This window comes from Embleya sp. NPDC059213, from assembly GCF_042754445.1.
Classification (GTDB): Bacteria; Actinomycetota; Actinomycetes; order Streptomycetales; family Streptomycetaceae; genus Embleya.
Map to the genome: position 1 here is coordinate 14082 of NZ_JBHZAV010000032.1, position 18768 is coordinate 32849.

Consider the following 18768-nt stretch of genomic DNA (forward strand, 5'->3'; position numbering starts at 1 on the left):
GGGCCCCGCGCGTGAGTAGAGAATCGGATGGCAGGCTCGCCAATGCGGTTCGCGGAATAGCCACCGGTGTGGTCCGTCAGCATGTCTGCATCGACGCGGCGCGAGGTGGGGTGGCACGGGGTCCCCGGCCGCGGCCAACCATGGGGCGTGACGGTGACCCAAGACCTCGTGCAGCGCGGCCCATCGCCCCTGTTGCCGCCGCTGGGAGAAGCGGGCTTCCAGATAGCGCTCATGCGTCGCACTGCAAAGGGCAAGCGACTTCCATGACAAGCGCTCCCAATAGCGCATTGCGATGAAATCCACGAAATTGCGGTACGGCACAACCCCTGAACTCGCGTCGGGAGTACCGCAACAGCCAGGTCCCACTCTTCGTCCGAGAGGTACCTCTTTACCAATCGATGCTCCACGCATATAGGGCACGGCCCCACCTCGGCCGACGTGGGGCCGTGAACGAGACCTTGCCAAGGGGGACGCTTGGTCCCTCTCTCCGGGGTAGCTACTCGGCGTAGGGCGGGAGTACTTCCCACAGCCCGCTTGCGCATTGAGCACTTACGGTGTGCGTCCCGTCGGGGCTTACCGCGATGCGATACGCATTGCGCGGCGGTCGGCCGTGCGCCTGGTAGTCGTCCCAGAGCCGGCCCAGCAGATCGGCCAGCCGCCGCGGCCCGGCCTGACGTGCGGTTCCGTCCGCAGCGACGGTCGCAATCGAGCCGTCCCTGTGCCACAGGGTCAGGGCACCCGACGATGAGGTGTCGGTCAGGACGTCGTCCAACCCCAGCGAGAAGGACACCAGGAACGTGAACTCGCTGTCGCTCCATGCCGCCACCGGCATAGTGCAGGGTTCCGTCGGCCCCTCCGGGTTGTCGGGGCGTGGCATCAGGGGAGCGCCGTTTGCGGGTCGCAGGCTCATGAAGTACGCCCCGGTCGACAGGAACCGCCCCTGGACGCCGTGCTCCTTGTTGACGTCGAGGACGGCGATGCCGGCGCCGAGTGGAACAACGATGAGTCCGCCGGGATGAACGGCCCGGCGCCACGCGGTTGGGAGACGATTCACTCCGCAGGTGGCGATGAGTCGATCGGTGCTGTTGGGCTTCACCACCTCAGGGCTTGAGCCGTCACCGCAGACGACGGTGATCTTGTCGTGCCCGGTGGCCTCAAGGGCGGCCCGCGCGGCGGAAACCAGCTCCGGGGCGACATCGACGGAGAGAACATTTTCGTCCCCCACGAGCCGACCCAGGAGTCCCGCGTTGTAGCCCGTTCCCGTGCCGATCTCGGTCACCGTCGCGCCGGGGTGCACGTCGAGGGCGTCCAGCATGTCGGCCATGAGCGACGGCACCGTGGACGAGGACATCGCGGGCCAGGTCGAGGTGAGGAGTACCTGATCCCGATAGACCTCGGCGAGCCAGTCCGGGTGCGCGTCGTTCACCTCCTCGGAAACCCACGCACCATCGATGTGGTGGCTGCGCGTGAACCGACGTACGTAGGCGTGCCGGGGCTCATTCCGGAATGCGTCGGCCACGTCGGGCCGGATTGCGTGGCCGCCGGCGGTCAATTCGTTGACCATGGCCGTGCGCCGTGCGGTTGCTTCGTCGTCGAGTGTCGTCATGTGTTTGCGGCTTCCTCCAGATAGTCGGCGATGGCCCGGCAGATGTCGTCGCGGTCGGGCGTGAAGGCCCACTGCCCGCCCGGGTTCAGCTCCAGCGCCCAGATTTTTCCGGTGTCGTCGCGCACGAGGTCCCAGGCGGCAAACACCAGGCCGAACTTGCGAGTTACGGTGCGGATGCCCGCCTGCACAGCGTCGGGGAGCGTTCCCGGTGTGTATGTGACGCCGTCCTGGCCGACTGCTCGGATGTCGAGGTACGGGCCGAGGACGGACGCCTCGCTGATGAAAAGGCGATCCGCTACCACCGCCACGCGGTATTCGGCCACCTTGTGCTCGATCTCGCGTTGGAGACAGTTGGCAGTCGCCCGCGCTCGCGGATGGCCGTAATGCTCCGGCGGGACGCGCGCCGCGTACAGCACCTGGTACCCCTCCGGTCCGTCGTAGTTGATCGGGCCGAGGGTCTTCGATACCGCTGGGCCCGCCTTGCAGAAGTCGCCGTGCTCCTGCGGAACATTGCCGATCCAGGTGGCCGGAACGGTCAAGCCGGCCCGGACGAACGCGGCGAGTTGCGCCGGCTTGGTGCATGCCGTGATGGCGAGAGGATGATTCACCCAAGCGACACCGGGGAGCGCGTACAGCACACCGGTCATACCGCTGCGGGCCTCCCGAGAGGCGAACTCCCGGGAGGGGCCCGCCTCGACACTGTCCGCGGGAAAGTTCGACGGGCGACGCCAGTACACCGCGCGCAAGTATTCGAGGCGCACGGTCCGGGATCCTCCCGAGAGCTTGCCCCGCCAGCCATCCGGCCCGAACGTCGCCGACAGGTTCACCGAGTCCGGGAACGCGCCGGTATCGATCCGCGCGAGCGGAACGCCCCGACGATTGAGTTCCTCGATCACGAAATCGGCGGTGACGTCGAGCGGGCCGGTGGCGACAACGATTCGCGGGTCAGGCATTGGGGGTGGCGTCGTCCGGCACGTTCTGGTCCAACGCGCCCTGCTGCCCGTCCGAAACCGCGTTGGACTTCGTGATCCCCATGTGAGCGCTCAGCTCGCTCTCGATGACGGCCTCGCCGCCCATCACGGTGATCTGCCGACCCTCGTCCAGGGTCAAGCCCTCGGGGAGCGTGAAGTCGTTCGGCACCTGCGTGCCGTAGTCCACCTGAAGGGGAACGAGAAGGTCGCCGGCCGGTGCCTGCGCCTGTACTTCGATGGCCTTCTGCATTGACGTAAGTCCTCTCCGACAGCCGATAGGCGGTGGTGCGAGTAGGACGTGCTGTCTCTTGGGCGTTGTACCCAGCCCTGCCGCAATTGCGGCGGGGAGTCGATGGTTTGACGGTCCGCGCTCAGGCCGCGGCCTCATCGTCGCGACGCTGCTCGGGGCGGACCGTCGTCGCCAAGCCCTCGCGGAGGGGCACCTTCGTTCTGGCGCCCACGACGTGCCGCTTGGCGACGTTGGGAGAAATCTCAGTCTGTGCTGCCGCCAGGCAATCTCGAACCAGGCCGGCAGTTGCTTTACGCCACCCGTCCGGGGCAATGCGCGGCAGGTAGGCGTACCAAAGGCGAACTCGCCGCGGATCACCGTGCTTGTCGTCGGCGTCGTGCGCCCGCACAACCCCCAGCCGTCCGTCGCGGCCCGACTGGATTTCGGTGAGCACGCCCGGAGGATGCACGGGGTCGGTGTCCGTGGGGATCGCCTTCATATCCCGTAGGCCCTCGCACGTCCTCGTGCACTCGCGAACCGAGGTACCGATACGAGATCACCCGGCCGGCCATGGCGTCCGAATCGCTGTTCCATCCGACCGTCGCAGCGTTGTCCGGGTAACGCACACGATCGGCTTGCTCGCTGTCCGTCATGTACGCAACGTTACGAAGCGTGGCCACATGATCTCAATGGCACTTCGCGAGCACCCCGAGGCGAAGTACCACAAGGTGCTACAGAGGCAGCCCTACGGCGTCGGAGAGGGTACGCATCTCGGGAGTGAGCGTGCGCCGGCCAACTACGAGGCGTCCCATGATGTCTCTGGCGTACCGCTGATTCGGGAGCCACTCGGGAGAGCCCGCACGGACCTTCTGGAGTACGTCAATGGCCTCTGCGAAACGCCGTGTGCGGGCATAGGCGTCCGCCACGTCGAGCAGGTGCCGGTTGCGGTTGTTCGAGGTCGGCTTCAGCTTGTCCACAGGGATGTGTGCAGCGAGTCGAAGCACGCGATCGGGTCGGTTGACGATCGCCGCATTTTCTACGCGCTTCAGCGCCACCGTGATCGGGCCGAAGCTGCTCAGGAAGTTCTCGGGAGGGTCGTACTCGCGGCCCATGGCAACGGCTGCCGAATGAGCGAGGCGCAAGGCGTCCTCGGACTCGCCCGGACGGTTGTCCCGAACACTGGCAGCCGATAGGCGAAGCAGGAGCCACCCCCAGGCGCTCAGCTCAGCAGGAGTTGCCTTGGAGATGCGCGGCTCGGCGTCGTCGGCCCATCTGGTGGCCAGAGCCCGGGCGTCCGCCAGCCTCCCGCGCCGCAGCAGGAGCCAGCACTGGGTGCTGACCGCGGAGGCACCCTGAAGGCGATCCGTGGCTCCGTCGAGGGCTCGTTCGAGGGCCATCTCGGCGGCGTCGAACTGCCTGGTCTGCGTGAGGAGCCAGCCGGTGAGCAACATCAGCCTCGCTCGCACCGCGCGCCCGGCGGGATCGGCCTGGGCCAGTTCCTCGGCGTCCCGCAGCAGGGATGGGAGGACCGCGCCGAGTTCGGCGAATCGATCACCGGAAAACAAAGGCGTTGCGTCCCACAGCGCGGCGCGAACCCCTTGAAGCGTCGGCCCTTCGAGGTCATTGCCGGCCGCCAGAGGAGCAATGAGCGCCCGGCGTACCGGCTCCCACCGATCGAGGGATACCTGGGACGCGGACTCCTCGGGGGAGTCCGTCATCAGGCTCGTGGTGGGAACGCGCAAGGCAGACGCGAGCCGTCGGGCGGTCTCCAGTCGCGTGTCGTCGCGCTCGCCCTGTTCCAATTTTCGGATGAGCGAGAGTGACACTCCCGACTGGCTGGACAACTCCCTCTGAGTCATCCCCCGCCGCTTGCGTACGTCTCGCAGCCGCTCCCCGATGCCGACGCTCATGAGACGAGCCTCCCCCGCCGGCCCTGTGTCCACTCGACCGTGCCGACGATGTCCGAGTTGGCTGTCGGCGCCGGCGAGGGCGTCGTGGCCCTGGCGGCGGCCACTGAAACCCGCTTCCGAACCCCGAGGCTCCGCAGGATCTCGTCCTGCTCGGCCTCGGGGACATCCTCCGGAAGTCTCGCGAGGTGCTCGACCGCTCCCCCGTTCTTGGCCGTCAGCCCTGCGCGGCCGGCTGCTTCACCGAGAGCGGGAGGAGCTTTTGGCCCGTGGGGCCGATTTGAATTTCGGTGCCGAGTTGAGGACAGACGCCACAGTCGAAGCAGGGGCTCCAGCGGCAGTCGTCGACCTCGGTCTCGTCGAGGGCGTCCTGCCAGTCCTCCCAGAGCCAGTCCTTGTCCAGGCCGGAGTCGAGGTGGTCCCACGGGAGCACCTCGTTCCACTCGCGCTCGCGGGTGGTGTACCAGTTCAGGTCCACCGGCTCGTCGGACAGCGCCTCGTCGGCGCAGCGCACCCAGCGGTCGTAGCTGAAGTGTTCGCTCCAGCCGTCGAATCGGCCGCCGTCCTCCCAGACCGCCCGGATGATCCGGCCGACCCGGCGGTCGCCGCGCGAGAGCAGGCCCTCGATCGCGCCGGGCTTGCCGTCGTGGTAGCGGAAGCCGATCGACTTGCCGTACTGGCGGTCCGCGCGGATCGCGTCACGCAGCTTGTGCAGCCGCGCGTCGGTGGCGGCCGGGTCGAGCTGCGGGGCCCACTGGAACGGGGTGTGCGGCTTGGGCACGAAGCCGCCGATCGACACCGTGCAGCGGATGTCCCGGCTCCCGGAGACCTCGCGGCCCTTCTGGATGACCTTCTTGGCCATGTCCGCGATCTGCAGCACGTCCTCGTCGGTCTCGGTGGGCAGGCCGACCATGAAGTAGAGCTTCACCTGGCGCCAGCCGTTGCCGTACGCGGTGGCGACCGTGCGGATGAGGTCCTCCTCGGACACCATCTTGTTGATCACCTTGCGCAGCCGCTCGCTGCCGCCCTCGGGTGCGAAGGTCAGCCCCGAGCGGCGACCGTTGCGGGTCAGCTCGTTGGCCAGGTCGATGTTGAACGCGTCCACCCGGGTGGACGGCAGCGACAGGCCGATCTTGTCGTCGGTGTAGCGGTCCGCCAGCCCCTTGGCCACCTCGGCGATCTCGGTGTGGTCGGCGGAGGACAACGACAGCAGGCCGACCTCCTCGAAGCCGGTCGCCTTCAGGCCCTTGTCGACCATCTCGCCGATGCCTTTGATGCTGCGCTCGCGCACCGGCCGGGTGATCATGCCCGCCTGGCAGAACCGGCAGCCTCGGGTGCAGCCTCGGAAGATCTCCACCGACATGCGCTCGTGCACCGTCTCGGCGAGCGGGACCAGCGGCTGCTTGGGGTAGGGCCACTCGTCCAGGTCCATCACGGTGTGCTTGGACACCCGCCACGGCACGCCCGAGCGGTTCGGCGCGACCCGCTGGATCCGGCCGTCGTCGAGGTAGTCCACGTCGTAGAAACGCGGCACGTAGACGTTGCCGGTGACCGCGAGGCGGAAGAGCAGCTCGTCCCGGCCGCCGGGCCGGCCCTCGGCCTTCCAGGCCCGGATGATGTCGGTGATCTGGAGCACGGCCTGCTCGCCGTCGCCGACCACCGCGCAGTCGATGAAGTCCGCGATCGGCTCGGGGTTGAACGCGGCGTGTCCGCCGGCCAGCACGATCGGGTGGTCCTCGGTGCGGTCCTTGGCCTCGATCGGGATGCCCGCCAGGTCGAGCGCGTTGAGCATGTTCGTGTAGCCCAGCTCGGTGGAGAAGCTCAGCCCGAACACGTCGAACGCGCCGACCGGCCGATGTCCGTCCACGGTGAACTGCGGCACGTCGTGCTCGCGCATCAGCTTTTCCAGGTCGCCCCACACCGCGTAGGTGCGCTCCGCGAGCACGTCGGCGACCTCGTTGAGGACCTCGTACAGGATCATCACACCCTGGTTGGGCAGGCCGACCTCGTACGCGTCCGGGTACATCAGGGCCCAGCGGACCGTGCACGCGTCCCAGTCCTTGACGGTCGAGTTGAGCTCGCCACCGACGTACTGGATGGGCTTCTGCACCTGGGGCAGAAGCGGCTCCAGACGCGGGAACAGGGACTCGACGGGCATGGCGGTCCTTCCGATGGGGCTGGGAGGGGGATCGACCTCCCAGCCTAACGCGATCCGGGCGGACCCCCTACCGAGATGCCCGGTGGGAGCCCGCCCGTGACGGATGATGCGACGGTCGTCAGGCCGACTTGAAGGCACCCGCGTGCCGCATGTGCACCGACTGCAACAGCCCTATCCCCATCCAGATGGCGAACATCGAGGACCCGCCGTAGGAGACGAACGGCAGCGGCAGACCGGCCACCGGCATGATGCCCAGGTTCATCCCGACGTTCTCGAACGCCTGGAAGGCGAACCAGGCGACCACACCCGCCGCCACGATCGTGCCGTAGAGGTCGTCGGCGTGCAGCGCGATCCGGATCCCGCGCCACAGCAGGACGCCGAACAGCGCGATGATCGCGCAGCAGCCGATGAAGCCCAGTTCCTCGCCGGCCACCGAGAAGACGAAGTCGGTCTGTTGTTCGGGCACGTACTGGCCGCTGGTCTGCTCGCCGTGGAACAACCCCTGGCCGGTGAGCCCGCCCGAGCCGATCGCCAGCCGGGCCATCGCGGTGTTGTAGCCGACGCCGCCCGGATCGAAGTTCGGATCGGCGAAGGCCCGGAACCGGTCGATCTGGTACTCGCTGAGCAGCCCCAGATGCACGATCGCGACCGCTCCGGCCGCGGCCATCACGATCAGCGCGATCATCCAGCGCGCCCGCGCGCCGGACGCGAGCAACACGCCGAGCACGATCATCGCGAGCACCATGACCGAGCCGAGGTCGGGCATCAACATGATCACCGCCATCGGCACGCCGGCCACCACGAGCGCCCAGAACACCGCCTTGTCGCCGGGCCTGGCCAGATCCCCGGTGTCCACCCGTTCGGACAGGATCATCGCCATGCACAGGATGATCGCGATCTTGGCCAACTCGGCGGGCTGCACCGAGAAGCCCGCACCCAGTTGGATCCAGGCCCGCTGGCCGTTGATCGTGCTGCCCAGCGGGCTGAGCGCGGCCATCAGTCCGAACACCGCGACGACCCCGACGAACGGCGCGAACGCCCTTATCCGGCGGTGACCGATTATCGCCACCACGGTGGCCAGGACCAGCCCGATCGCCAGGTTGAGCAGGTGCCGCTTGAAGAAGAACTGCGGATCCCCGCCGGTGAGTCCGCGCCGGTTGCGGGTCGCGGACCACACCAGCAGCGAGCCCACCGCGGACAGCGCGAGCGCCGGGCCCAGGAGTATCCAGTCCAGCCGACGCACCGGGGCGTCGCGCTGGATGATCTGTCGGGTGATCGACCGGCGTGGGGTGAACACCGGTGCGAGTCGGCCCAGGTCCGGTGTACCGAACCCGGCGACCCGCGAGGCGGGCCGCAATTTCAGGCTCATGTCCCTCTCCCCGTCCGGTGGATCCCCCGATCGGGCGGCAGCGCCCAGGGCGCGGACGACGCGGTGGTGGTGGAGCCTTCGCCGCCGCCGGGGCGCGGCGGCAGCAGGTAGGACGCGGGCACGACCGTGCCGTCCTCCTTGACCTGCGGCAGCCCGGCGGGCGGGGCGGGCAGCAGCGCCTTGGTCGGGTCGATCGCGCCCTTGTCGTCGACGCCGAGCAACGCCTCGTAGATCTTGCGTACGGACGGACCCGAGGTACCGGAGCCGGTGCCGCCCTGGCTGACCATCATCACCACGGCGTACTGCGGCCCGTCCTTGGGACCGCCGTAGGTGGCGAACCAGGACGTGCTCTGCTTGCCGTACACCGAGCCGGTGCCGGTCTTGGCCGCTATCGGCATCTGGGCGTTCGGCCAGTTGGCGAACACGCCGGCCGCGGTGCCGTTCATCTCGACGCCGATCAGCGCGTTCTGCAGGTACTTGAGCGTCGCGTCGCTTATCGGCAGCTTGGCCGCCACCTGTGGCTGGATCTCGCGCACCAGCTTGCCGCTCGGGCTGACCACGGCCTTGCCCAGACTCGGCTTCCACAACGTGCCGCCGTTGGCGATCGCCGCGTACACCCGCGCCATCTGCAACGGGGTGACCGTGGTGTCGCCCTGGCCGATCGCGAAGTTGATCGCGTCACCGGCGCGGAACTGCCAGCCGTCGACGCAGTTCTCCTTGGCGATCTTGTCCACGTACTCGTTGCCGGTGTCGCCCTGCTTGCACCACGCGTCCTTGTTCTGCTCCCAGTTGCGCTTCTTCCAGGCCCGGTCGGCGATCCGGCCGCCGGACTCGCCGGGCAGGTCGATGCCGGTGGGGGCGCCCAGGCCGTACTTCTTGGCCATGGTGACCATCGGGTCCTTGGGGTTCTTGCCGAAGATCCCGCCGTCCTTGAGCCACATGTCGTAGCCGATGCCGTAGAAGACGGTGTTGCAGGAGACCTCCAGGGCGCGCTGGAGCGAGATCGGGCCGTAGCCCCTGGACTCCAGGTTGTTGAAGGTCTGGCCGCCGACCGAGATGCTCGGCGAGCAGTCGTAGTTGGCCTTGGTGGAGTAGCCCGACTCGGCCGCGGCCGAGGTGGAGATCACCTTGAAGATCGAGCCCGGCGCGAACTGACCCTGTATGGCCCGGGACACCAGCGGCACGCCCGCCTTCTCGTCGGTGAGCGCCTTGTAGTCCTGCGGCGAGATGCCGCCCACCCACACCGACGGGTCGTAGTTGGGCGCGCTGGCCATCGCGATCACCCGGCCGGTCTTGATGTCCATCACCACCGCCGCGCCCGCGTCGGCGATGAAGTTCTTGTGCGTGTTGCCCGCGTCGAAGGTCGACCGGGCCCGCTTCATCGCCTCGTCGAGCTGCTGCTCGGTGATCGCCTGGATCTTCGCGTCGATGCTGGTGACCAGGTGGTTCCCGGGTACCGGCGGGGTTTCCGAGACGGTGCCGGTGACCCGACCGAGGTGGTCCACGGACAGCCCGGTGACCCCGGATTTGCCGCGCAGGTCCGTGTCGTAGCTGCGCTCCAGACCGCTGCGGCCGACCTCGTCGGCACGCTGGAGATCCTTCTTGCCCTCGGCCTTCTGCTTGCTCAACTCGTCGTCGGAGACCGGCGAGAGATAGCCCACGACATGCGCGCCGTTGGCTCCCTCGGGCGCCGGATACTGCCGTACCGCGGTGGGCTCGGCGGTCACCCCGGGGAAGTCCTCGCGGTGCTCCATGATGGTCAGCGCCTGCTCGGTGGTGGCGTTGTCGGTGACCGGGATCGGTTGGTACGGCGAGCCGTTCCAGCACGGCTTGGGCACGTTGCGCTCGCACAGCCGGGTGCGGGCCTTGACCTCGTCGGCGGGCAGTTGCAGCACCTCGGCCAGCTTGGTCAGCACACCGACACCCGAGTCGGGCATCCGCAGCAGTTCGGTACGGCTGACCGACACCACCAGCGCGGTGCGGTTGTTGACCAGCGGGCGGCCCTTGTCGTCGAGGATCTGGCCGCGCACGGCCGGGGTCACCACGTCCCGGACCTGGTTCTGCGACGCGGCGGCGGCGTAGTGGTCGCCCTCGCGGATCTGTAGGTACCACAGCCGGCCGAACAGGGTGATCATCAGCGACAGGACCAGGATCTGCAGGATCACCATCCGGGCGCGCACGCTGTGTGCGCCGTCTCCCTTGGAGCGGCCGGAGTTGAGCAGGCTCGGCATCCGTTTACGCATCTTGGGCGTTCACCCCCTACCGGGACAGGCCCGAGAGCATCGGTTTCGGATCCACCTTGCGGGCCAGCGCCATCACCCACGGCACCACGAACGGCGCCAGGATCGCGTCGTAGACCACCGCCGTCAGCAACAGCTTGGTCAGCCCCACCTGGCGCACCGCGCCGTCGCCGACCAGCGCGCCGACGGCCGCGTACAGCACCGTGGTTGCCGCCGCGGCGACCGCGACCACCGCGATCGGCGCGAGCACCGAGCGTCTGGGGCTGCGCGAGACGAACAGGCCGGCGACGTAGCCGGTCAGGCACAACACGAACGCGTACCGCCCCGCCGCGTGGTCCGCCGGCGGCGCCAGGTCGGCGCACAGGCCGGCCGCGAAGCCGATCACGCAGCCGGAGGTGGGCCCGTAGGTCAGCGCGAGCCCGATCACCACCAGGAGCAGCAGGTCCGGCACCGCGCCGGGCAGACCGAGCCGGGCGAGCACGCTCACCTGGACGACGAGCGCGACGACGATCAGCAGCGCGGCGTAGAACACGCGGGAGATCCGCACCGTCTCAGTCCCTTCCGGTCGGTGGGGCGGTGCCGCCGGGCGGCGGTTTGCGGCGGCCGTCGGCCGCGTTCGCGTTGGTGCTGCGGGTGTCGCCGGCCGGCGGTTTGCCGGTCGAGGCGCTCTTGGGCGGTTCGGTGGTCGCCGGCGGGGCCGGCGGCGCGGCCGGCGTGCTCGGCGGCGCCGCGACCGCCTGCGCCGGGGCCAGCACCGAGTCCCGCGGATCGGTGCGCGGCGGCTCGATCACCACGCCCACCGTGTCCAGGCTGGAGAAGTGCACGTAGGACTTCACCTCGACGCTGCGGGTGAGTTGGCCCGGGGTGTTGCGCACCTCGGCGACCTCGCCCACCGGCACGCCCGGCACGAACGGCTTGCCGCCCTGCGAGCCGAACGTCACCAGCCGGTCGCCCTTCTTGACGTCGGCCTGGCCGTTGAGCAGCTTGAGGTTCATCGGCTTGTCGCCGCGGCCGGAGGTGATCCCTATCTCCATCGATCCCGCCAGCCGCGAGCCGACCGCGAATCCGGGGTCGGTGGCGAGCAGCACGGTCGCGGTCATCGGACCCACCTGGGTCACCCGACCGACCAGCCCGTCCCCGTTGATCACGGTCATGTCCGGCTTGATGCCGTCGCCCGCGCCCGTGTCGATGGTGACCGTCCAGGAGAAGCCCTGGGCGGGCCCGATGGCGACCACGCGCGCCGGTTTGATCTTGTACTGCCCGGCCGAGGAGACCTTGAGCAGTTTGTCCAGTTCGGCCGCGCGATTGCGGTCCAACTGGATGTTGTCCACCTGTTGACGAAGCTTGGCGTTCTCGTCCTGCAGACGCTTCTTCTCGCCCTCGTGGGATCCCGCGTCCTTGACCGCGTTCACGGCCCGGCCGACGGGGTCCACTGCGGCGGACACGCCGCGTTCGGCGGGGCCGAACACGGCCGAGGCCCAGTCGCGGACGTTCGCGATGGGCGAGTTCCGGCCACCGCGGATGTCCACGGTGATGAGGGCGAAAGAGATCGCTAGCAGCAGCACGAGGACCAGCCGACCGTGCCGGGAGTCCCTCACGATGCGCGCCCGCCCCTTTCGTACGTTGCGGCGCTTGTGGGCAGTTGTGGTGTGTGGCCGTGCCGGGCCGAACACGGTGGGCGGCGATTCGAACGACCGCCCCCGCGTCCTCGGTCAGCGGCGCGGTTGGGCGTCCAATACCTGCTGGAGCTTCTCGTACTCCTCGACGCATTTGCCCGCGCCCAGGGCCACCGAGTCCAGCGGGTTGTCGGCGATGTGGATCGGCATCCCGGTCTCGGTCCGCAGCCGCTCGTCGAGGCCGCGCAGCAGGGCGCCGCCGCCGGTGAGCACGATGCCGCGGTCCATCACGTCGCCGGCGAGCTCGGGCGGACACTGGTCCAGCGTGCTCTTGACCGCGTCCACGACGGTGTTGACCGGTTCCTCGATCGCCTTGCGGACCTCCGAGGTGGAGATCACGATCGTCTTGGGCAGGCCGCTGACCAGGTCGCGGCCACGGATCTCGCTGTGCTCGTCCTCGCCGAGGTCGAAGGCCGAGCCGATCGACATCTTGATTTCCTCGGCACTGCGCTCGCCCAGGAGCAGCGAGTATTCCTTCTTGACGTAGGCGATGATCGCGTTGTCCAGCTCGTCGCCGGCCACCCGGATCGACTGGGCGGTGACGATGCCGCCGAGCGAGATCACCGCGACCTCGGTGGTGCCGCCGCCGATGTCGACGACCATGTTGCCGGTCGCCTCGTGCACCGGCAGACCGGCGCCGATCGCGGCGGCCATCGGCTCCTCGATGATGTGCACGCTGCGCGCGCCGGCCTGGCTGGACGCCTCGACCACGGCGCGGCGCTCGACGCCGGTGATGCCCGAGGGCACGCAGATCACCACGCGCGGACGGGCCAGATAGCGACGCCGATGCACCTTGAGGATGAAGTAGCGCAACATGCGCTCGGTGATCTCGAAGTCGGCGATCACGCCGTCCTTGAGCGGTCGGATCGCCACGATGTTGCCGGGCGTGCGCCCGATCATCTTCTTCGCCTCGGCGCCGACCGCCAGGATGCCCCCGGTGGTGGTGTTCTTGGCGACCACCGACGGCTCGTTCAGTACGATGCCGCGGCCTCTGACGTACACCAGCGTGTTGGCCGTACCGAGGTCGACCGCCATGTCACGACCGATGAACGACAAGTTGTTCGCCATATAAAGAACCTAGGGCCTTCCCGAGCTCGTAGCCATGAGGACATGAGCCGGCCGAGGGACGTCGTACCAACAACGCCGGTTCGACCGACCACAATCGTAGGCACGGTGTACCGGCGGCAGAACCGCGACGTACCGGGGCACGGCTGCACCCTCCATCCACCATGACGTGATCACGGGGCGAGGGGTTGCGTGCCACGCGCGACAAGTAAAGGGATTTCCCTCTAACAGCGCACGGTCGGGGTCCGATAGAGCGGCCCCGGCGCGTCGCGCGAAGTTTCGCACGATGTGGTCACGAAAAAAATCGATCCCCGGGGCAGCCCGCGCGCGTCGCGCGGCCCCGGGCGATCGTCGCGGTGGGGAGCACCGCGATCCGGCGCGGCGCGCGCGGTGCGCGACGCCGCGACCGGATCGTCAGGCGTGTTCGGGGAAGAAGTTCTTGATCTCGCGCTCGGCGGATTCCGACGAGTCGGAGCCGTGCACGATGTTCTCCCGGGTGATCGTGGCGAAGTCGCCGCGAATGGTGCCCGGCAGGGCCTTGATCGGGTCGGTGACGCCGGCGAGCACGCGGAAGGACTCGATCACCCGCTCGCCCTCGACGATCAGCGCCACGGAGGGGGCCGAGGTCATGAACTCCACGAGCGGGGCGTAGAACGGCTTGCCTTCGTGCTCGGCGTAGTGGCGCTCGATCGTCTCGCGATCCATCACCCGCAGATCGAGCGCGGCCAGCGTGAAGCCCTTGCGCTCGATGCGGCCGATGACCTCGCCGACGAGACCACGCCGGACTCCGTCCGGCTTGACCAGGACGAGCGTGCGCTCGGACACGTTTGGCTCCTTGCTTCCTCGAAGAGGGGGTACGGGTAAGAACCCGGTGGCCCGACGAACGGTCAACGCCCAGAGCCTATCCGGGGTAACGCATCGACCTTTCGGCCGTATCTCGCGACTCAGTCCGCGGTGACCGTTCGGGCCGCCTTGGCCGCGTCGATGATCCGCCCGACCCGGACGCAGCCGTACCAGATCGCGCCGAACACCACGCCGATCAGGAACATCATCGGGACCACGAAACCGGTCACGAACAGGCCCACTTGCAGCGCCCAGCCCGCCGTGATCGCCCACGGCCGGCCGAGCTTGGCGCACAGCCAGACGCACAGCAGGGCGGACGGTCCGGCCACCGCCCACAACACGCCGGTGGAGATGTCGGTGAGTTGCATCGCCACCAGCGCGGCGAGGCAGATCACCAGGGCCTGGCCGATCAGGTGGGTCGAACACAGCGCGCGCATGCTCAGGCGTCCCTTCCGTTGCGGTTGCCGCCGCTCCCGCCGGCGGTCGGGCCCACGCCCGAACCCGAAGCCGAGCCCGGTTCACCACCCTTGAGGAGCACCCGGGCCTCGCCGACGGTGACCACGGAGCCGGTGATCAGCACCCCCGCGCCGCCGAGGTCGCCCTCCTCCTCGGCAAGCGTGACGGCGGCCTCGATCGCGTCCGGCAGGCTCGGCTGCACCTCGACCCGGTCCGCGCCGAACACCTCGACCGCGAGCGCGGCGAGTTCGTCCACCGGCATCGCGCGCGGTTGCGAGTTCTGCGTCACCACGACCTCGGCGAGCACCGGTTCGAGCGCCTCCAGCACCCCGCGCACGTCCTTGTCGCCCATCACGCCGATCACCCCGACCAGGTGCCGGAAGTCGAACGAGTCGGTCATCGCCTGCGCGACGGCCAGGGCGCCGGCGGGGTTGTGCGCGGCGTCGATCAGGACGGTGGGACTGCGGCGCACGACCTCCAGCCGGCCCGGCGAGGTGACCGACGCGAACGCCTCGCGGACCAGGTCGGCGTTCAGCGCGCCGCCGCCGGTGAGCCCGGGACGCTCGGCCACACCGACGCCCAGGAACGCCTCGACCGCGGCCAGCGCGACCGCGGCGTTGTGCGCCTGGTGGCTGCCGTGCAGCGGCAGGAAGACGTCCTCGTACTCCCCCACCAGGCCGCGCAGCGTGAGCAATTGGCCGCCGACCGCCAGGTCGCGCCGGACCACGCCGAACTCCATGCCCTCGCGGGCCACCGTGGCATCGGTCTCGACCGCGCGCCGGATCAGCGCCTCGGCCGCGTCCACCGGCTGGTGGGCGAGCACGACCAGGCTGTTCCGCTTGATGATCCCGGCCTTCTCCACCGCGATCTCGCCGGGCGTGCCGCCCAGTCGGGCGGCGTGGTCCACCGCGATCGGGGTGACCACGGCCACCGTGCCGTCGACCACGTTGGTGGCGTCCCACGTGCCGCCCATGCCGACCTCGATCACCGCGACGTCCACCGGCGCGTCGGCGAACGCCGCGTACGCCATCGCGGTGATCACCTCGAAGAAGGACAACCGGTGCGGCTGTGCGGCGTCGACGATGTCGATGTAGGGCTCGATGTCGCGGTAGGTCTCGACGAACCGCTCGGCGCTGATCGGCTCGCCGTCCAGGCTGATCCGCTCGGTCATCGACTCCACGTGCGGGCTGGTGTAGCGGCCGGTGCGCAGTTGGAAGGCGCGCAGCAGCGCCTCGATCATCCGGGCCGTGCTGGTCTTGCCGTTGGTGCCGGTGATGTGGATGACCGGGTACGCCCGCTGGGGTTCGCCGAGCACGTCCATCAGCGCGACCACCCGGTCGGTGGAGGGGTCGAGCTTCGTCTCGGGCCAGCGCCCGATCAGCTCGGCCTCGACGGCGCGCTGTGCGGCCAGTGCCTCGGCCGCGCGGCCGGTCGGGTCAGGCGGTGGGCAGCCGGTCGAGCTGGCCCTTGATGCGTTCGATGTCGGCCTCGGCGCCGGTCAGCTTGTCCCGGACCTTGTCCACCACGTCGGGGGCGGCCTTGGCCAGGAAGCCCGCGTTGCCGAGCTTTTTGGTGTTCACGTCGCGGACCTTCTCCGCCTCGGCCAGGTCCTTGGACAGGCGCTTGCGCTCGGCGACGAAGTCGATCGCGCCGGAGAGGTCCAGCTCGATCACCGCACCCGCGACCGGGAAGGACGTGGTCGCCGAGAAGCCCTCGCCGGCCGGTGTGCAGCGGGCCAGTTGACGCAGCGCCGCCTCGTGCGCGGCGATCGCGGTGCCCGCGAGCGAGATGTTGGCCGGCACCCGCTGGCCGGGCTTGAGGCCCTGGTCCGAGCGGAACCGGCGGACCTCGGTGATCACCTGCTGGAGCGTGGTGATCTCGGCCTCGGCGGCCGGGTCGGCGAACCCGCCGGGCGTCGGCCACCGGGCCGGCACGAGCGACTCGCCGCCGGTGAGCGTGGTCCACAACTCCTCGGTGACGAACGGCACGATCGGGTGCAGCAGCCGCAGCGTCACGTCCAGGACGTGGCCCAGGACCCGCCGGGTGGCCTGCGCGGCGGCCTCGTCGTCGCCGTTCAGCGGCAGCTTGGCCAGCTCGACGTACCAGTCGAAGACCTCGTCCCAGGCGAAGTGGAACAGCGTGTCGGAGAGCTTCGCGAACTGGTAGTCCTCGTAGTACGCGTCCACCTCCGCCACGACCGCGTCCAGCCGGGACAGGATCCAACGGTCGGTCGCCGAGAGCTGCTCGGCGGCCGGCATCGGGCCCTCGACGGTGGCGCCGTTCATCAGCGCGAATCGGGTGGCGTTCCAGATCTTGTTGCAGAAGTTGCGCGAGCCCTGGACCCAGTCCTCACCGATCGGCACGTCGGTGCCCGGGTTGGCGCCGCGGGCCAGGGTGAAGCGCAGCGCGTCGGTACCATACGCGTCCATCCAGTCGATCGGGTCGACCACGTTGCCGAACGACTTGGACATCTTCTTGCCGAACTGGTCGCGGACCAGGCCGGTGAGCGTGATGGTGTGGAACGGCGCCTGCCCGTCCATCGCGTACAGCCCGAACATCATCATCCGGGCGACCCAGAAAAAGATGATGTCGTGCCCGGTGAGCAGCACGTCGGTCGGATAGAACTTGGCCAGGTCGGCGGTCTGCTCGGGCCAGCCCAGCGTGGAGAACGGCCACAGCGCGGAGGAGAACCACGTGTCGAGCACGTCGCTGTCCTGCGTCCAGCCCTCGCCGGTGGGCGGCTCGTCGTTCGGGCCCACGCAGACCGTCTCGCCGTTCGGGCCGTACCAGACCGGGATCCGGTGACCCCACCAGAGCTGCCGCGAGATGCACCAGTCGTGCATGTTGTCGACCCAGCCGAAGTAGCGCCCGGCCAACTCCTGCGGGTGGATGGCCACCCGGCCGTCGCGCACCGCGTCGCCGGCCGCCTTGGCCAGCGGCTCGACCCTGACCCACCACTGCATGGACAGCCGCGGCTCGACCGTGGTCTTGCAGCGCGAGCAGTGCCCGACCGCGTGCGTGTACGGGCGCTTCTCGGCGACGATCCGACCCTGCTCGCGCAGCGCGGCCACGATCGCGAACCGCGCCTCGTAGCGGTCCAGGCCCTCGAACGGGCCGTGCACCGTGATGATCGCCCGCTCGTTCATCACCGAGGGCATCGGCAGGTTGTGCCGACGGCCGATCTCGAAGTCGTTCGGGTCGTGCGCCGGGGTCACCTTGACCGCGCCGGTACCGAACTCGGGGTCCACGTGCTCGTCCGCCACGATCGGGATCCGCCGCCCGGTGAGCGGCAGTTCGATCTCGGTGCCGACCAGGTGCGCGTACCGCTCGTCGCTCGGGTGCACCGCGACGGCGGTGTCGCCGAGCATCGTCTCGGCGCGCGTGGTGGCCACCACGATCGCGTCGTCGCCGTCGCCGTAGCGGATCGAGACCAGTTCGCCGTCGTCGTCCTGGTGCTCGACCTCGATGTCGGAGATCGCGGTCAGGCAGCGCGGGCACCAGTTGATGATGCGCTCGGCGCGGTAGATCAGCTCGTCGTCGTAGAGCCGCTTGAAGATGGTCTGCACGGCCTGGGACAGGCCCTCGTCCATGGTGAAGCGCTCACGCGACCAGTCCACGCCGTCGCCGAGGCGACGCATCTGGCCGAGGATCTTGCCGCCGTACTCTTCCTTCCACTGCCAGACCCGCTCCACGAACGCCTCGCGGCCCAGGTCGTGCCGCGACTTGCTCTCCTTGGCCAGCTCGCGCTCGACCACGTTCTGGGTGGCGATGCCGGCGTGGTCCATGCCGGGCAACCACAGCGCCTCGAAGCCCTGCATGCGCTTGCGGCGGGTGAGCGCGTCCATCAGCGTGTGCTGGAACGCGTGGCCCAGGTGCAGTTGCCCGGTGACGTTCGGCGGCGGGATGACGATCGTGTACGGCGGCTTGTCGCTCTTGGCGTCGGCCTCGAACCAACCCGCGGCTACCCAGCGCTCGTACAGCTTCCCCTCTACCTCGGCGGGGGTGTACTGGGAGGGAAGGGCCTGCGGCTGCTCGGCGGCAGCGGCTGCGGGAGTGGTGTTCTCGGTCACCGCCCCAGTCTACGGAAGGCGCGCGAGCACCTTGGACGCGGCGGGGTGGGCCCGCGTCGACGGCGACGTTCCGTTTGTCGATGAGGGCGTCCCGCCCTTGTCACCGTGGTGTCACCGCCGTTCCGGCGCCGTTCCACCGGTTGCGGGCGGGCGCTACTGTCGCGCCCTGGGTCGGTTC

14 protein-coding genes and 1 pseudogene are annotated in these 18768 nt (G+C 69.2%); all 15 read right to left on the reverse strand.

Annotated features, from left to right (window positions below; all coding sequences use genetic code 11):
• Nucleotides 1-496: 496 nt before the first annotated feature.
• The gene (locus tag ACFXMF_RS14850; RefSeq protein WP_360304502.1) at nt 497-1606 is read right to left on the reverse strand and encodes a methyltransferase domain-containing protein; all 1110 of its coding nucleotides are present in this window, start codon (nt 1604-1606) and stop codon (nt 497-499) included.
• The gene (locus ACFXMF_RS14855; RefSeq protein ID WP_379990259.1) at nt 1603-2559 is read right to left on the reverse strand and encodes an MvdC/MvdD family ATP grasp protein; all 957 of its coding nucleotides are present in this window, start codon (nt 2557-2559) and stop codon (nt 1603-1605) included. Before ACFXMF_RS14855 ends, ACFXMF_RS14850 begins: the two co-directional genes overlap by 4 nt.
• Nucleotides 2552-2827, reverse strand: a complete 276-nt coding sequence (locus ACFXMF_RS14860; RefSeq protein ID WP_360304498.1) for a hypothetical protein — start codon at nt 2825-2827, stop codon at nt 2552-2554. Before ACFXMF_RS14860 ends, ACFXMF_RS14855 begins: the two co-directional genes overlap by 8 nt.
• Nucleotides 2828-2948: 121 nt before the next feature.
• On the reverse strand, nt 2949-3260 hold the full coding sequence (locus ACFXMF_RS14865) for a hypothetical protein (protein ID WP_379990258.1): 312 nt from the start codon (nt 3258-3260) through the stop codon (nt 2949-2951).
• 277 nt (nt 3261-3537) lie between these two features.
• On the reverse strand, nt 3538-4716 hold the full coding sequence (locus tag ACFXMF_RS14870) for a helix-turn-helix domain-containing protein (protein WP_379990257.1): 1179 nt from the start codon (nt 4714-4716) through the stop codon (nt 3538-3540).
• Nucleotides 4717-4930: 214 nt separating this feature from the next.
• Nucleotides 4931-6871 (reverse strand): TIGR03960 family B12-binding radical SAM protein, encoded by a 1941-nt coding sequence (locus ACFXMF_RS14875; protein WP_360304493.1) that lies wholly within the window; start codon nt 6869-6871, stop codon nt 4931-4933.
• A gap of 118 nt (nt 6872-6989) precedes the next feature.
• Complete coding sequence (gene rodA / locus ACFXMF_RS14880) at nt 6990-8240, reverse strand: rod shape-determining protein RodA (protein ID WP_379990255.1); 1251 nt, start codon at nt 8238-8240, stop codon at nt 6990-6992.
• Complete coding sequence (gene mrdA / locus ACFXMF_RS14885; protein WP_379990263.1) at nt 8237-10471, reverse strand: penicillin-binding protein 2; 2235 nt, start codon at nt 10469-10471, stop codon at nt 8237-8239. Before mrdA ends, rodA begins: the two co-directional genes overlap by 4 nt.
• A 49-nt stretch (nt 10472-10520) precedes the next feature.
• Nucleotides 10521-11027, reverse strand: a pseudogene (mreD, locus tag ACFXMF_RS14890) (rod shape-determining protein MreD); the annotation flags it as partial.
• Between the two features lie 4 nt (nt 11028-11031).
• The gene (mreC, locus tag ACFXMF_RS14895; protein ID WP_360304489.1) at nt 11032-12078 is read right to left on the reverse strand and encodes a rod shape-determining protein MreC; all 1047 of its coding nucleotides are present in this window, start codon (nt 12076-12078) and stop codon (nt 11032-11034) included.
• 114 nt (nt 12079-12192) lie between these two features.
• On the reverse strand, nt 12193-13212 hold the full coding sequence (locus ACFXMF_RS14900) for a rod shape-determining protein (protein ID WP_078979486.1): 1020 nt from the start codon (nt 13210-13212) through the stop codon (nt 12193-12195).
• 423 nt (nt 13213-13635) lie between these two features.
• Nucleotides 13636-14046 (reverse strand): nucleoside-diphosphate kinase, encoded by a 411-nt coding sequence (ndk, locus tag ACFXMF_RS14905; protein WP_355543167.1) that lies wholly within the window; start codon nt 14044-14046, stop codon nt 13636-13638.
• A gap of 119 nt (nt 14047-14165) precedes the next feature.
• Nucleotides 14166-14501: a DUF4233 domain-containing protein gene (locus ACFXMF_RS14910; protein ID WP_360304487.1), complete on the reverse strand. Its 336-nt coding sequence runs from the start codon at nt 14499-14501 to the stop codon at nt 14166-14168.
• A 2-nt stretch (nt 14502-14503) separates the two neighbouring features.
• Nucleotides 14504-15931: a bifunctional folylpolyglutamate synthase/dihydrofolate synthase gene (locus ACFXMF_RS14915; protein WP_380020652.1), complete on the reverse strand. Its 1428-nt coding sequence runs from the start codon at nt 15929-15931 to the stop codon at nt 14504-14506.
• 25 nt (nt 15932-15956) lie between these two features.
• A complete protein-coding gene (locus tag ACFXMF_RS14920) occupies nt 15957-18590 on the reverse strand; it encodes a valine--tRNA ligase (protein ID WP_360304483.1) in 2634 nt (877 codons plus the stop codon).
• Between the last annotated feature and the right edge of the window lie 178 nt (nt 18591-18768).

Coding starts and splice junctions, on each gene's coding strand:
- ACFXMF_RS14850 (WP_360304502.1), bottom strand. CDS start 1,606: ATGACGACACTCGACGACGAAGCAACCGCACGGCGCACGGCCATGGTC.
- ACFXMF_RS14855 (WP_379990259.1), bottom strand. CDS start 2,559: ATGCCTGACCCGCGAATCGTTGTCGCCACCGGCCCGCTCGACGTCACC.
- ACFXMF_RS14860 (WP_360304498.1), bottom strand. CDS start 2,827: ATGCAGAAGGCCATCGAAGTACAGGCGCAGGCACCGGCCGGCGACCTT.
- ACFXMF_RS14870 (WP_379990257.1), bottom strand. CDS start 4,716: ATGAGCGTCGGCATCGGGGAGCGGCTGCGAGACGTACGCAAGCGGCGG.
- ACFXMF_RS14875 (WP_360304493.1), bottom strand. CDS start 6,871: ATGCCCGTCGAGTCCCTGTTCCCGCGTCTGGAGCCGCTTCTGCCCCAG.
- rodA (WP_379990255.1), bottom strand. CDS start 8,240: ATGAGCCTGAAATTGCGGCCCGCCTCGCGGGTCGCCGGGTTCGGTACA.
- mrdA (WP_379990263.1), bottom strand. CDS start 10,471: ATGCCGAGCCTGCTCAACTCCGGCCGCTCCAAGGGAGACGGCGCACAC.
- ACFXMF_RS14910 (WP_360304487.1), bottom strand. CDS start 14,501: ATGCGCGCGCTGTGTTCGACCCACCTGATCGGCCAGGCCCTGGTGATC.